This window comes from Streptomyces sp. NPDC046900 (genome assembly GCF_040644975.1).
Classification (GTDB): Bacteria; Actinomycetota; Actinomycetes; order Streptomycetales; family Streptomycetaceae; genus Streptomyces.
The window spans coordinates 1-13086 of sequence record NZ_JBEYXD010000012.1; the positions used below are offsets into that span (position 1 = coordinate 1).

Annotated in this window: 16 protein-coding genes and 1 pseudogene; 11 read left to right on the top strand and 6 right to left on the bottom strand. The window is 69.4% G+C overall.

Features of this window, described 5'->3' with window-relative positions; genetic code table 11:
* The 3 genes from ABZ904_RS14505 to ABZ904_RS14515 form a co-directional block, all read right to left on the bottom strand.
* Positions 1-249, bottom strand: a 249-nt coding sequence (locus ABZ904_RS14505) for a DUF2975 domain-containing protein (RefSeq protein ID WP_360993193.1), incomplete at its 3' end; no start/stop codon positions are given.
* Positions 250-548: 299 nt separating this feature from the next.
* On the bottom strand, positions 549-1244 hold the full coding sequence (locus ABZ904_RS14510; RefSeq protein ID WP_361823360.1) for a hypothetical protein: 696 nt from the start codon (positions 1242-1244) through the stop codon (positions 549-551).
* Between the two features lie 374 nt (positions 1245-1618).
* A complete protein-coding gene (locus ABZ904_RS14515; protein ID WP_359399938.1) occupies positions 1619-2074 on the bottom strand; it encodes a MarR family transcriptional regulator in 456 nt (151 codons plus the stop codon).
* A gap of 181 nt (positions 2075-2255) precedes the next feature.
* On the opposite strand from ABZ904_RS14515, the gene ABZ904_RS14520 reads away from it, so the two are divergent.
* Both ABZ904_RS14520 and ABZ904_RS14525 read left to right on the top strand, forming a co-directional pair.
* Entirely contained in the window at positions 2256-2822 is a 567-nt protein-coding gene (locus tag ABZ904_RS14520) for a YbhB/YbcL family Raf kinase inhibitor-like protein (protein ID WP_359399936.1), read from the top strand.
* A gap of 148 nt (positions 2823-2970) precedes the next feature.
* A complete protein-coding gene (locus ABZ904_RS14525) occupies positions 2971-3528 on the top strand; it encodes an ATP-binding protein (protein WP_360993198.1) in 558 nt (185 codons plus the stop codon).
* Between the two features lie 549 nt (positions 3529-4077).
* Here ABZ904_RS14525 and ABZ904_RS14530 read toward each other — a convergent pair.
* Positions 4078-4345: pseudogene (locus ABZ904_RS14530) on the bottom strand (FAD-dependent monooxygenase); the annotation flags it as partial.
* On the opposite strand from ABZ904_RS14530, the gene ABZ904_RS14535 reads away from it, so the two are divergent.
* From ABZ904_RS14535 to ABZ904_RS14570, 8 genes are all read left to right on the top strand, one after another.
* Entirely contained in the window at positions 4280-4432 is a 153-nt protein-coding gene (locus tag ABZ904_RS14535; protein ID WP_359399932.1) for a hypothetical protein, read from the top strand. The pseudogene ABZ904_RS14530 and the gene ABZ904_RS14535 sit on opposite strands and share 66 nt — an antisense overlap.
* Before the next feature lie 172 nt (positions 4433-4604).
* Complete coding sequence (locus ABZ904_RS14540) at positions 4605-5762, top strand: SchA/CurD-like domain-containing protein (protein WP_359399930.1); 1158 nt, start codon at positions 4605-4607, stop codon at positions 5760-5762.
* A gap of 67 nt (positions 5763-5829) precedes the next feature.
* Positions 5830-6294, top strand: coding sequence for a cupin domain-containing protein (locus ABZ904_RS14545; RefSeq protein ID WP_360993202.1), 465 nt, complete (start codon positions 5830-5832; stop codon positions 6292-6294).
* A complete protein-coding gene (locus ABZ904_RS14550) occupies positions 6291-7559 on the top strand; it encodes a beta-ketoacyl-[acyl-carrier-protein] synthase family protein (protein WP_359399926.1) in 1269 nt (422 codons plus the stop codon). Before ABZ904_RS14545 ends, ABZ904_RS14550 begins: the two co-directional genes overlap by 4 nt.
* Positions 7556-8800 carry a ketosynthase chain-length factor gene (locus ABZ904_RS14555; RefSeq protein WP_360993205.1) on the top strand — a complete coding sequence of 415 codons (1245 nt, stop codon included), beginning with the start codon at positions 7556-7558 and terminating at the stop codon, positions 8798-8800. The genes ABZ904_RS14550 and ABZ904_RS14555 overlap by 4 nt, the downstream gene beginning before the upstream one ends.
* A gap of 29 nt (positions 8801-8829) precedes the next feature.
* Positions 8830-9087: an acyl carrier protein gene (locus ABZ904_RS14560; protein ID WP_359399922.1), complete on the top strand. Its 258-nt coding sequence runs from the start codon at positions 8830-8832 to the stop codon at positions 9085-9087.
* A gap of 1 nt (position 9088) precedes the next feature.
* The gene (locus tag ABZ904_RS14565; RefSeq protein WP_359399919.1) at positions 9089-9568 is read left to right on the top strand and encodes an SRPBCC family protein; all 480 of its coding nucleotides are present in this window, start codon (positions 9089-9091) and stop codon (positions 9566-9568) included.
* Between the two features lie 17 nt (positions 9569-9585).
* Positions 9586-9918, top strand: coding sequence for a TcmI family type II polyketide cyclase (locus ABZ904_RS14570; protein WP_359399916.1), 333 nt, complete (start codon positions 9586-9588; stop codon positions 9916-9918).
* Between the two features lie 97 nt (positions 9919-10015).
* Here the strand turns inward: ABZ904_RS14570 and ABZ904_RS14575 are convergent, their stop codons facing one another.
* Positions 10016-11068: a methyltransferase gene (locus tag ABZ904_RS14575; protein ID WP_360993210.1), complete on the bottom strand. Its 1053-nt coding sequence runs from the start codon at positions 11066-11068 to the stop codon at positions 10016-10018.
* 43 nt (positions 11069-11111) lie between these two features.
* Entirely contained in the window at positions 11112-12170 is a 1059-nt protein-coding gene (locus ABZ904_RS14580) for a right-handed parallel beta-helix repeat-containing protein (protein WP_359399910.1), read from the bottom strand.
* A gap of 210 nt (positions 12171-12380) precedes the next feature.
* On the opposite strand from ABZ904_RS14580, the gene ABZ904_RS14585 reads away from it, so the two are divergent.
* Positions 12381-13079 carry a rhomboid-like protein gene (locus ABZ904_RS14585; RefSeq protein WP_359399956.1) on the top strand — a complete coding sequence of 233 codons (699 nt, stop codon included), beginning with the start codon at positions 12381-12383 and terminating at the stop codon, positions 13077-13079.
* The last annotated feature ends 7 nt before the right edge of the window (positions 13080-13086 follow it).

The window sequence follows — 13086 nt, forward strand, 5'->3', positions numbered from 1 at the left end:
GAAGGCGGCATGGGAGAACACGGTTCCGCGTCGCACCATCGTCACCAGCCGCCATACGCAGACCAGGGCGACCTGGGCCGACACCATGCCCAGGATGGTGGTCACGCGCAGTGGCGTCAGCGGGAGCGATCCGTCCTCCGGGTCGTTCCCGCCGACCAACGCCCACACCATCCCTGCCTGTACGAACACGGTGCCGGCGAGCACCACCACGAGCACGGCGCGCAGCGCACGTACTGCCAGCTTTCCCATGACTCATCCTTCCATCGAGTTGCGATGGGAATCTATCGAATGTCGATAGGTGAAGCAAGAGCTGGGACGGAGGGTGGGCGGCGGTTTCGCACTGCGGCGGGACGCCGCCGCCCCCTCCCATGGCACGGCGTTCGCGCGAACCGTCTTGATCTTGTCGACGTCGGCCTCACTGAGTACAAATCGGACGCCCACCCGACTATGCCGAAGCCCGGACCCTGGCCCCGGGTACCGTCCGAGTCGCGCCGGCCGAACGAGGCGGCTTCAGGCTGAGTCGCGATCGATGGTCGTGTCAGCCCATGTCAGGGTGCGCGGAACCAGGGGTGCAGCGGTTCCTGGTTGGCCATCAGGTCGTTCTCAACGGCGGGAGCCAGTCGGGCGAGCCAGTGCTGCGTCTCGGTCGATTCCAGGATCCGGTCGAGACGGAGGGTCGGCATCATGTGCTCGAACACTCGACCAACGCCCATGGCGTAGTTGCCGTTCGGCGGGTGCAGGACGAGGACGCGGGTGCCGTCGAGGGGGTCTATGCCGGCGGGCACGCCTTCCGGGCTGATGTACGTCCCCCGGCCGTCAAAGAGGCGGAAGCAGCGGATCGCCGGGTCGTCGGGGCCGAGGTAGGGGTTGCCGCTGGTCGCCGCCTCGACCCAGGGCCGCGCTGGGCGATTCCCAGCGACCAGGCCTTGCCCGGGGTCCCCGACGAGTCGATCCGCCAGGAGGATGTGCAACTGGCCGTTGTCCCCGATACCACTCATCGTGAAGGCGTATCCCCGATGTGTGCGGGGGTCGACGACGACCAGCGGCTCATCGTCAAGGACGGCAGCCAGCGCGCCGACCCAGGCAGCCAGCTGAGACCGGTGTCCGACCGCGGCGGCATGTTCGCGCAACTCGGCTTTGACGTCGTCGGAGACTGCCGCACGGAAACCTGTGTCCGCCATGACGGTGATCAGGGCTTTGAGCCAGTCCTCCATGTCGAACCAGGACATGGCGATGCGGGTCATCGTGTCCTTGTCCACACCCCGGCGCCATCGAGTCGGTCTGGTCAGCGTCCGCACCAACGCCGACAAGCTGTATCCCCATCAGGCCACATTCGAGAACGATGAGGAATACGTCCGAGATCAGCAACCCCATGATCGCCCTCTTTTCACAGGCCCTACCGCGCGTGAGCTGCGGCGATGCGATCATGCCAGGTTGCTTTGAGCTGGCCTCACCTCACCCGCCCCGGGCTGCGGCGCCACGCTGGCCTTGCCGCATGCGACCACATGTGTGGGAAGGACGACGAAGATGCCGACCAGGTTCGGGGCGGTCCCAACGGCCGGCTGAGCCGCACGGAGGTACGAAGGATCCGGCGGTCCGTGCGGGTGGTGAAGGCCAGTCAGGAGTCGGCGATGCTGATGAGCAGTGCTGAGGCGCGGGCGATCACCGCGCGGTCCTCGGCGCTGAGGGCGCGTAGCCGTTCGTCCAGCCAGGCGTTGCGCTGGGCCCGGGCGGCGCCGGCGAGTTCGTCGCCTTCTGCGGTGGCGCTGAAGAGCACTTTGCGGCGGTCGTCCGGGTCGCGGGTGCGTACGGCGTAGCCGGCTGAGGTGAGGCGGTTCACCGTCTGGCTCATGGAGGCAGGCGACACCCGGTCGTGCTCGCTGAGTTCCGTGAGGGTCTGTGGTCCGTGCTTGTGGAGACGGGTGAGCACGGCGAGTGCCGCGTCTCCGAGGCTGCCTTCGGGGCGCTCGCTGCGGAAGCGGCGGTACAGGCGTCCGACGGCGGAGCGCAACTGTCCACCGAGGTCGGCCGCCTCTGCCTCGGCGGGCTGATCTTCAGTTGCCTTCTTCTCCATAGTTCTTTAGTAACCTAAAGAGATCTTTCTTATACCTAAACAGTGAGCGAGGGTTCCGCGCTCACTGCGCGGTGCCCCGTACCCCGAGGCATGCGACGACGCGACGACGGCCGTGCTCATGTCGCCGGCCGCAACTCAGGCTCATAGGCAGCGAGATTCACAGTTAGGAGGAGTTGCAGTCATGCCCGCAAACCCCCTTGGCGTCGCACTGCGTAACCGGCGCGCCGGTCACCACACCCTCGTCTGGGCCCGCCCCGACCTGCAGGCCCCGGAGAACTTCACCCTGACCAGCCCCGCCTTCGACCACGGGGCACCCATGCCGGAAAGGCATCGCGGCAGGCTGTTCGGCGCGAACATCTCACCCGCCCTCACCTGGACGCGGCCGCCGGCCGGCACCGTCGAGCTCGTGCTCATCGTGCAAGACCCCGACGTCCCTCTCGGGAAGCCGGCCACCCATGCGCTCGCGCTGGGTATCGACCCCTCCCTGGACGGCATCCCGGAGAACGGCCTCGCCGACCCCAGCCCGGTTCCGGGCATCCGGCACGGGAAAGGCGGCCTCGGCCGCCGCGGCTGGGCCGGACCCATGCCGATCCGATCACACGGACCCCACGCCTATGTTTTCCAGCTCTTCGCCCTCGACCAGACCCCCGGGCTGCCGGCCGGCTGCGCCCTCGATGAGGTGATTGCCGCCATCGCCGGCCACGTCATCGGCCGCGCCCGACTGGATGGGACCTACGAAATCCGCTAGCACCTGCCCGACATCCCGTGCCCCCGGGCACTCGCCGGCGCGGGGGATTCGTTCCGGGCATCCCGACGCCGCTTCGGCGCCGGGTAGGTGCTCACGGGGCGAATTCGACAGGGGCTCCACCGCTGAGCAGTACGAACGCCCCGGGCCGATGGTCGGTTCGGGGCGTTCGGCATTCACGGGGGATATCGACCCGGGCCGTGGCCGTATCGGCCACCACTGCGGTGCCGTCACAAAACAGGTCTTTTTAGTCGGTCATCGATCCAAAGGGGGCGAATCGTGGACGCTTCCCCGCGACGAGACCTCCGTCTGCCGCGCGCGCAACCTGGCGTCCCGTCAGCTGAGCGCGTGGGGCCTGGAGGATCTCGAGGACTCCACAAAGCTGATCGTCAGCGAACTGGTCACCAACGCCGTCCGCCACGCCTCCGGCCCGATAGGTCTGTGCCTGAAGCGGCACAAGGTCCTGACCTGCGAAGTGTCCGACACCGAGGCCTACGCCCCGCGTCCGCGCCGCGCGAGCCCCGTGGACGAGAACGGCCGCGGACTCGGCCTGGTCGCGCAGATGTCCCGCAGCTGGGGCTCCCGCTTGGAATCGGGCGGCAAGGTCGTGTGGGCCGAACAGGACCTGCCCCGCACATCCGGCTCCCGATCGGCCGGACCGTCCTGCGAAAGCCGTCGGTCCGAATCCGGCAGGGGGCTCACTGTGTGACATGCCGTCAACGACGGGTCTGCACCATCGAGCGCTCGTGTGGGTCGAGCGTGGACAGCCAGGCGTCGGCGCGCCGAAGCCACAGCTGCGGGCCCGGCTCCTGGGTCCGCCGATCAGCCGCATCCGGGGCGGGCACCACCGGCTGGTCGGATCCGCACCCACGGCGGCACCCCCGAGGGAGCGGCGTCCGAGGGCGACGTCGAGCATGCCGCTCCGGGTGCCGTCGAGTCCCGCGCCGGTGACCGGGGAGAAGCCCGGGTGGCTGTGTTCCACGGAGCGGGCGGAGGCGCGGGTACCGGTGGTCAGGGCCGGCGCTCGGCTTCGTAGCTCTCCAGCAGTCCTTGTCCGTGCCCAGCCGCCGAGCACGGCGCCCGGCTTCCACGCCAGATCGGGCGCGTCCTGGATGCCGGTGTTCGAGCCGGCGGCCCAGCTGAGAGGGCATCTCGTGGGCACAGTCACCGGCATGGAACACCGACCGCGTCGGCCGGCAGTTCGGACCGGACTGCGCGGGCCGTCGGCCGCGACGAGGTAGTTCCGGCAGACCGTGCGGCGCCGTCCGCTGCTCCGGTCGTGCACGACCGCGGTCACTCCTTCGGGGTGCTGTTCGAAGGACTCCATGAGGTGGAAGTACCTGAGGTCGCCGCCGAGTTCCCGGGCGCCGCGCAGCAGGACGGATTCGAGGTCGTTCTGGCTGTAGTTCCATCGTCCGGGCGTAGTTGCCGCGTCCACGTGGGTGGACTGAAGGTGCGGCGTGCCGCTCGGTGAGGGTGTGCCGCACCCCGTGGTGGCCCGGGAAAAGCGGCAGGGACAGGCCCATCAGGGAGCCGCCGGCGACGAGGACCGGAACCCGGTGATCGGCTCCATCACGCATCGGTTGCCTCCCGAGGAAAAGGCGCGGGCGTGAGGCGCGCCGCAGTTTCCGTGCCCTCCGGGAGAGGGTCCGTCTGCGCAGTCACCCACGTGGTTCATACGAGTCGCGCACTCCCTGCGACCGGCACACGATCGAGGAACGCTGACGTCGCGTCACCCGCGGCTCGACGTTGCCTCCGCCCCCTCGTGAAGGAGAAGTGTCCAGGATGACCACAACGTCTGAACGTGTTTCAGAACCGCTGGCGCGACAGGTGTCGAAACGGGTGTCCCAGTCCGTCTTCGACGGCTCCGGGCTGCGTGTCGTGCTGCTGGTGGATGTCTACGACGGAGCTCAGCAGCAGTTCCTGGAGGCGTACGAGCAATTGTGCAGCCAGGTCGCGTCCGTACCCGGACACATGAGTGACCAGCTCTGCCAGTCGATCGAAAATCCGTCCCAGTGGCTGATCACCAGTGAGTGGGAGAGCGCCCCGCCCTTCCTCGACTGGGTGAACAGCGAGGAGCACGTGCAGATGGTGCGACCGCTGCACAGCTGTGTCCGGGACACCCGCTCGCTGCGCTTCCACATTGTTCGCGAGACCGGGACACAGGCGCGGGCCGGCGCCTCCGAGCGCCGTCTCCAGGTCGCTCCCCGGATCGGCGACGGCAAGATCCGTCATGCGCTCACCTTCACGGTCAAGCCCGGCAGCGAGCAGGTCGTCGCCAAGATCCTCGCCGACTACGCCTCGCCCGAGTCGCAGGTCGACGACACCACACGGCTGTGCCGCACCTCGCTGTTCATGCACGGCAACCGGGTCGTGCGGGCGATCGAGGTGGAGGGCGATCTGCTCGCCGCGCTGCGCCATGTCGCACAGCAGCCCGAGATCCGGGCCGTCGAGGAGGCCATCAACCCGTATCTGGAGCTCGAACGGGACCTCAACGACCCGGAGGCCGCCCGAGTCTTCTTCACCCGGGCGGCGCTGCCCGCCGTGCACCATGTGACGGGGGATCAGTCCTGCTCGAAGGCGCAGCGGCACGCCCTGTACTACCCGGCCCGGCAGGGCTGCGGTATGCAGCTGGCCCGGCTGCTGGCCCAGCAGGACGCGGCGGCGGCCGAGGATCCCCGCTACCCGGTCTGCAGCAGCACGATCTTCCAGCGCGACGAGATCGTGGTGCGGCTGATCGACGTGCGGGGCGACGTCGGCGCCGACCCGGCTCTGTCCCTCGGTGTCGCGGACCGCGCACGGGCGGCCGATATGAGCGCCCTCCTCGACGAAGCGGCCGTCGGCGCGGACGGTGCCGCGCTGCAGAACGGCGATTTCGCGCGATTCCTCGCGTTCGCCCGCATGGAACCCATCACCGACCGCCGGTCCTCGCCCGACGCCTGAGCGGAACCCCGCGGGCCGCGGCGGCCACGCCCCCATGTCGACGAAGCACACCATCGGAGGAAACGACGTGATCAAACCCCGTCCCAGAATCGTGGATCTCAACGAGGTCGACCCCAACCGCAGACGCGGCGGCGATCTGCGCGCCATGCTCACGCCGGCCACGGTCGGCTCCACCAGCGGTTTCATGGGCGTGGCCATCGTGCAGCCCGGCGACCGCATCGGCGAGCACTACCACCCGTACTCCGAGGAGTTCGTGTACGTCGTCTGCGGCGAGCTGGAGGTCGACCTGGACGGCGACCCCTATCCGCTGCGGCCCGAGCAGGGGCTCATGATCCCCGCGTACATGCGGCACCGCTTCCGCAACGTCGGGGACGACGAGGCCCGCATCGTCTTCCACTTGGGTCCGCTGGCGCCGCGCCCGCAGCTCGGCCATGTGGACACGGAGGAGACCGACGCCGTCGCGGTCGGCGCCGCGGAAGGAGCCGAGGCGGGCGGTGCCCGGGCGGCCGACCGAGGTCAGGTCCGTTCATGACCCGGCGCGTGGCGGTCACCGGCATAGGCATCGTGGCACCGGGCGGCATCGGCGTCCCGGCGTTCTGGGATCTGCTCGCCAACGGCCGTACCGCGACGCGGGGCATCACCTTCTTCGACCCGAGCAGCCTGCGTTCGCGGATCGCCGCCGAGTGCGACTTCGACCCGGCGGCCCACGGGCTGGACGCGGAGCAGATCGCACGCGCCGACCGGTACATCCAGTTCGCCCTCGTCGCCGGCGACGAGGCGGTACGGGATGCCGGCCTCGACCTCGCCCGGGAGAATCCCTGGCGGGTCGGGGTGTCCCTGGGGACCGCGGTCGGCGGCACCACCCGTCTGGAGCACGACTACGTCCTGGTCAGCCGGCACGGGCAGCGCTGGGACGTGGACCATCGTGAGGCCGAGCCCCATCTGCACCGGGCGTTCTCGCCGAGCACACTCGCCTCGGCGGTGGCGGAACGTTTCGGCGCGAGCGGGCCCGTGCAGACCGTCTCCACGGGCTGCACCTCCGGGCTCGACGCGGTCGGATACGCCTTCCACGCCGTCGAGGAGGGCCGGGCGGACGTCTGCATCGCCGGTGCCTCGGACTCACCGATCTCACCGATCACCATGGCCTGCTTCGACGCGATCAAGGCCACGTCCCCGAACAACGACGACCCCGCGCACGCCTCCCGGCCCTTCGACAACAACCGTGACGGGTTCGTCATGGGCGAGGGTGGCGCGGTGCTGGTCCTGGAGGAGCTGGAGCACGCCCGGGCCCGTGGCGCGCGCGTGTACTGCGAGCTCAGTGGCTATGCCACCTTCGGCAACGCCTACCACATGACCGGTCTGACCAGCGAGGGCGTGGAGATGGCCCGGGCCATCGAGGCGGCGCTCGACCACTCCCGCCTCGACGGCTCGGCGATCGACTACGTCAACGCACACGGCTCGGGCACCCGGCAGAACGACCGGCACGAGACGGCCGCAGTGAAAAAGGCCCTCGGCCATCACGCCTATGACACGCCCATGAGCTCCATCAAGTCCATGGTGGGGCACTCCCTCGGGGCGATCGGCGCGATCGAGGTCGTGGCCTGTGTGCTGGCCCTGGACCGCCAGGTCGTACCGCCGACCGCGAACTACGAGATCCCGGACCCCGAGTGCGACCTGGACTATGTGCCTCGCGTCGCACGCGAGCGGAGACTGGACAGCGTCCTCTCCGTGGGCAGCGGGTTCGGCGGCTTCCAGTCCGCGGTGATCATGACCCGGCAGAGGGAGAGGACACGATGAGTGCAGCCCGCGCCCGGCGCGCCGCCGTCACCGGAATCGGCGTCGTCGCGCCCAACGGAACGAGTATCGATACCTTCTGGAAGGCCACTCGGGAGGGCATAAGCGTCCTGGACCGGATCACCCGCGAAGGCTGCGACCATCTGCCGCTGCGGGTGGCCGGCGAGGTCCGCTCCTTCGAGCCGGCGTCGGTGATCGAGGAACGGTTCATCGTGCAGACCGACCGGTTCTCGCACTTCGCGATGGCCGCGGCCGATCTCGCGCTGGAGGACGCCCGGATCGGCCGGGACGGTGCCGAAGAGGCGCCGTTCTCCCTGGGTGTGGTCACCGCGGCCGGCTCCGGCGGTGGTGAGTTCGGCCAGCGGGAACTCCAGCAGCTGTGGGGGAAGGGAAGCCGCTACGTCGGCCCCTACCAGTCCATCGCCTGGTTCTACGCGGCGAGCACCGGCCAGATCTCCATCCGCCGCGGCTTCAAGGGCCCCTGCTCGGTCGTCGCCGCCGACGAGGCGGGCGGCCTGGACGCCCTGGCGCACGCCGCACGGGCCGTGGCACGCGGTACCGACGTGATGGTCGCCGGCTCCACCGAGGCCCCGCTGGCCCCGTACTCGATGGTCTGCCAGCTCGGTTACGAGGAGCTCAGCACCGTCGACGACCCGGCACGGGCCTACCGCCCGTTCACCGCCGAGGCCTCCGGGTTCGTGCCCGCCGAGGGCGGCGCCATGCTCGTCGTGGAGGACGCGGCCTCGGCCCGTGAGCGGGGTGTCCGGGTACGGGCCACCATCGCGGGACACGCGGCGACCTTCACCGGCGCCTCCCGCTGGGATCTGTCCCGGGAGGGACTGGTCCATGCGATCCGCGGTGCGCTGGACGAGGCGGGCTGCGCCCCCGAGGAGGTCGACGTCGTCTTCGCCGACGCCCTCGGTGTGCCCGAGGCGGACCGTGCCGAGGCGCTGGCCATCGCCGACGCCCTCGGCCGCCGCGTGCCGGTCACGGCGCCCAAGACGGCGATAGGCCGCGGCTACTGCGCGGCGCCCGTCCTCGACACCGCGGCCGCGGTGCTCGCGATGGAGCACGACCTGATCCCGCCCACCCCTAACGTCTCCGACATCAACCATGATCTCGACCTGGTGACCGGCCGCGCCCGCTCCGCCGAGCTGCGCACGGCGCTGGTCCTCAGCCGGGGACTCATGGGGTCGAACTCGGCGCTCGTGCTGCGGCGCGACGCCGGCGACGCCTCCTTCTGAGACCGTCCTGGAGCAAAGGAGAGAACCGAATGAGTGACCGCATCACCTTGGAAGAACTGGCCGACCTGATGAAGAAGGCCGCCGGGGTCACCGTCGCCCCGCAGGAACTCCAGCAGTGCTACGACACGGGCTTCGACAGTCTCGGTGTCGACTCGCTCGGCCTGCTCGGCATCGTGGGAGAGCTGGAGAACCGGCACGGCACGCAGATGCCGCCCGACGCGGAACGGTGCAAGACCCCCCGACAGTTCCTCGACCTCGTCAACAGCACTCTCATGGCAGGAGCCTGACATGGCCGGACACACGGAGAACGCCGTCACCATCGCCGCCCCGGTCGATCTGGTCTGGGACATGACCAACGACCTCGAGAACTGGCCGCAGTTGTTCAGCGAGTACGCCGCCTGTGACGTGCTCTCGCGTGAGGGGAACCGGACGACCTTCCGGCTGACCATGCATCCCGACGAGAAGGGCACCGTGTGGAGCTGGGTCTCCGAGCGGGAGACGGACCGCCCCTCGCTCAGCGTCAAGGCCCGCCGCGTCGAGCCCGGCCCCTTCGCGTACATGAACATCCGGTGGCAGTACGAGGAGGTCCCCGAGGGCACCCGGATGGTCTGGACGCAGGACTTCGAGATGCGGCCGGACGCACCGGTCGACGACGCCTGGATGACCGACAACATCAACCGGAACTCCAAAGTCCAGATGGGCCTGATCCGGGACAAGATCGAGAAGGCCGCCGCCGGGCAACGGCCCGCGCCGGTCCTGGCCGACTGAACCGCACGGAGGAGCTCATGCACCAGGCCCTGATCGTCGCCCGCATGGCCCCCGGATCGGCCCCCGACATCGCCAAGGTGTTCGAGGACTCGGACCGGGGAGAACTGCCGCACCTCGTCGGGGTCACCCGGCGCAGCCTCTTCCAGTTCGGCGATGTGTACATGCATCTCGTCGAGTCGGAGCGGGAGCCCGGCCCCGCCATCGCCAAGGTGGCCGAGCACCCCGCTTTCCGGGACATCAGCGAGCGGTTGTCGGCGTACGTCAGCGCGTACGACCCCGCGACCTGGCGCTCCCCGAAGGACGCCATGGCGCAGCGCTTCTATCTGTGGGAGCGGCACGCCGCGGTCTGAACCGTCCGCACGGCCACCGGTCGCCGGGCCCGCGTCAGCGCGGACCCGGCGACCGGTGGTGTGCGAGCGCCGGCCCCGCGGGGCCGGCCGCAGCCGTTCATGCCGGGACGGTGCAGTCGAAGGCGTGCAGATAGGGGTTGACCGGGTCGATCGTGTCGATGATCAGACCCGCGGCGGTCAGCCGGTCGACCATGCTCTTGGTGGTGTGCTTGGCCCCGCCGACGTTGAGCAGCAGCAAGAGGTCCATGGCGGTGCTGAACCGCATGGAGGGGGTGTCGTCGACGAGGTTCTCGATGACCACGACCCGCGCCTTGGGGCCGCCCGCCTCGATGACGTTGCGCAGGGTCCGGGCAGTGCTCTCGTCGTCCCACTCCAGGATGTTCTTGATGATGTACACATCCGCATGGACCGGGATGGACGTACGGCAGTCGCCGGGCACGATGCTGACGCGGTCCGCGAGCGCGCCTCCCGGACGCAGCCGCGGGTCCGCCTTCTCCACCACGCGGGGCAGATCGAGCAGGGTGCCCCGCATCGACGGGTACTTCTCCAGCAGGCTGGCCACCACGTGGCCCTGGCCGCCGCCGATGTCCGCCACCGACGAGCTTCCCGACAGGTCGAGGAGTTCGGCGACGTCCTGCGCGGACTGCTTGCTGGAGGTCGTCATGGCCCGGTTGAAGACGTCGGCCGACTCCGGGGCGTCCTCGTTGAGATAGACGAAGAACTCCTTGCCGTACAGGTCCTGTACGACGTTCCGGCCGGTGCGCACGGCCTGGTCGAGACGCGGCCATGCCTCCCAGGTCCAGGGCTCGGTGCACCACAGGGAGATGTTGCGCAGGCTGTTCGGGTCGTCCTCGCGCAGCAGCCGGGACATGTCGGTGTGCGTGAAGGTGCCGTCCTCGTGCTCGGTGAAGACGCCGTAGCAGGACAGGGCTCGCAGCAGCCGTCGCAGCGGCTTGGGCTCGGCCCCTACGGCGGCCGCGAGGTCCTCCGCGCGCATCGGTGCGTCGCCGAGGGCGTCGGCGACGCCCAGACGGGCCGCCGCGCGGAGGGCGGCGGCGCACGCGGCCCCGAAGACGAGTTCCCTCAGCCGCATGGACGGCGGGGGCGCGGGGTTCGCGGTCGTCGGCGGGGCGGTGGTTGCGGTCGTCATGTGCTGCCTTTCCTCTCTGGTCCGCGGCCGGTCGCCGGCCGGGTCAGCACAGTCCCGCGGGCTCGGAGGCCCGGCAGGAGTTGCCCTGGAAGGTGTTGCCCTGTCCGGTGTCCGCCTTGACGAGGTCCGCCGGGGAGTTGCGCTGCAGCGTGTTGCCGATGACCTGGTTCCGTTCGTTGGGGACGCCCAACCAGCTCTTGAAGAGCACGATGCCGCCCGAGAAGGGGGAATTGCCCACGTTGTCGGTGATCGTGTTGCGCGTCATCAGGATGTTCTCGGTGCCGCCCGTCAGGACGATCCCGGCGCCCTGGACGACAGGCACCCGGGCGGTCTTCGGGCAGAGCTTGTTGTTCTTGTGGATGTAGTTGTCGCTCAGGGTCAGGGCCCCGGCCCGCGGTTTGTTCTCGTCACCGATGACGAACACCGCCGCGCAGTTCGCGGTCATGTCGTTGGTCGCGACGGTCAGGTTTCTGAGGCGCTTGAGGGTGATGCCGATCCGGTTGCCCTGCAGACGGTTCCGCCCGATCAGCGTCCCGCGGGTGTTCGTGGCTCCTGCCTCGGTCGTGAACGTGTTGGCGAGGTACAGTCCCGCGTTCCCGTTGTCCCGGAGGGTGTTGTCGACGAACGTGCCGCGGATGGAACGTTCCTGCGAGATGCCCCACTGACCGTTCTTCTCGGCGGTGACCTGGCGGACCGTCAGCCCGTCCGCCCGCGACGACCACAGTCCGTTCTTGGAGAAGCCGGACAGGGTCAGTGACTCGATGGTGACGTTCTCGGCCGGGTGGCCGTTCGTCCCCTCGACGCAGATGCCGCTACCGGCTCGCGCGCAGGCGTTCGAGGAGGATGCGGCCGGCGCGATCACGGTGTTCCCCGTGCCGCGCAGGGTCAGCCCGGACTTGGTGACCCGGACGCTCTCACGGTAGGTGCCGGAGGCGAGGACGATGGTGTCGCCGGGCCCGGCGGCGTCCACGGCCTTCTGGAGCGAATCCCCGGGACGCACCATGTGGGTCATGGGGCCCGCGGCGGTGGCGGCCGAGCAACTGAGTCCCGACCCGAGGAGCGCGGTGGTGCACAGGAGATAGGCGGTATTGCGTTTCGTCATATTCTGTACGCTATGACCGGATGGGCCGTTGAAAGCCGGATCGGCCATCCGGCGGCGTGTCTGCATCGGCCGCGTCCCCTCGAGGCCGATCGCCGTGTGTGGCACGGGAGTCGGTCCGTGGGGTCCGCGCCGGACCCGGCCGGCGGTCAACTGTGCGAGGGTCCCGCCGCGCCGCTGAATTTCCGCTGTGCGGTGGCCTGCTTGCCAGACATGTCGATCACCTTCCCGACCATACTTGCGTATGTGTACAGGGCCGTACGAATCAGACGCGGGGTGGCGGCGGTGGCGGCCTACGTCCGCAGCGCCCCGGGCACCTACGTCTGGCTGCTGATCCTGTTCGTCACCACCGTGGCCCTGCACCACATGCCGCCGCAGTTCGAGGAGAACTTCCTGCGGCACCGGTCCACCAACATCAACCAGCTGTCGTCCGACCCGGTGCGCGTGTTCATCAGCAGTGCGATGTGGATCGACGGCGGGCACTGGCTGCCCTGCGCCGCGCTCTACACGGTCTTCCACGCACAGGCGGAGCGCTGGCTGGGCACCGCGCGCTGGCTGGCCGTGTGCGTCGCCGCGCACGTGCTGGCCACACTGGCCGGCGAGGGCGCGCTGCTGCAGGCCATACGGGACGGGGCGGCTCCGGAGTCCGCGGCCAACACGCTGGACATCGGGGTGAGTTACGCACTGGCCGGAGTGGTCGCCGTGCTCACCTACCGGATCGCGGTGCCCTGGCGGTACGCCTATCTGGCGGTCGTGCTGCTGGTGTACGCCGTCCCCCTCACCGCCTCGCCCACGTTCACCGATTTCGGGCATTTCATCGCGGTGCTGATCGGTCTCGCGTGCTGTCCGCTGACCCGGGGCCGTGGAAAACCATGGAATCCGAAGGAGACACTGGCCCTCCTCAGGAGTTAACGTCCGG

Coding starts and splice junctions, on each gene's coding strand:
- ABZ904_RS14510 (WP_361823360.1), bottom strand. CDS start 1,244: ATGACCCGCATCGCCATGTCCTGGTTCGACATGGAGGACTGGCTCAAA.
- ABZ904_RS14515 (WP_359399938.1), bottom strand. CDS start 2,074: ATGGAGAAGAAGGCAACTGAAGATCAGCCCGCCGAGGCAGAGGCGGCC.
- ABZ904_RS14520 (WP_359399936.1), top strand. CDS start 2,256: ATGCCCGCAAACCCCCTTGGCGTCGCACTGCGTAACCGGCGCGCCGGT.
- ABZ904_RS14525 (WP_360993198.1), top strand. CDS start 2,971: ATGGTCGGTTCGGGGCGTTCGGCATTCACGGGGGATATCGACCCGGGC.
- ABZ904_RS14540 (WP_359399930.1), top strand. CDS start 4,605: ATGACCACAACGTCTGAACGTGTTTCAGAACCGCTGGCGCGACAGGTG.
- ABZ904_RS14550 (WP_359399926.1), top strand. CDS start 6,291: ATGACCCGGCGCGTGGCGGTCACCGGCATAGGCATCGTGGCACCGGGC.
- ABZ904_RS14555 (WP_360993205.1), top strand. CDS start 7,556: ATGAGTGCAGCCCGCGCCCGGCGCGCCGCCGTCACCGGAATCGGCGTC.
- ABZ904_RS14560 (WP_359399922.1), top strand. CDS start 8,830: ATGAGTGACCGCATCACCTTGGAAGAACTGGCCGACCTGATGAAGAAG.
- ABZ904_RS14565 (WP_359399919.1), top strand. CDS start 9,089: ATGGCCGGACACACGGAGAACGCCGTCACCATCGCCGCCCCGGTCGAT.
- ABZ904_RS14570 (WP_359399916.1), top strand. CDS start 9,586: ATGCACCAGGCCCTGATCGTCGCCCGCATGGCCCCCGGATCGGCCCCC.
- ABZ904_RS14575 (WP_360993210.1), bottom strand. CDS start 11,068: ATGACGACCGCAACCACCGCCCCGCCGACGACCGCGAACCCCGCGCCC.
- ABZ904_RS14580 (WP_359399910.1), bottom strand. CDS start 12,170: ATGACGAAACGCAATACCGCCTATCTCCTGTGCACCACCGCGCTCCTC.
- ABZ904_RS14585 (WP_359399956.1), top strand. CDS start 12,381: ATGTCGATCACCTTCCCGACCATACTTGCGTATGTGTACAGGGCCGTA.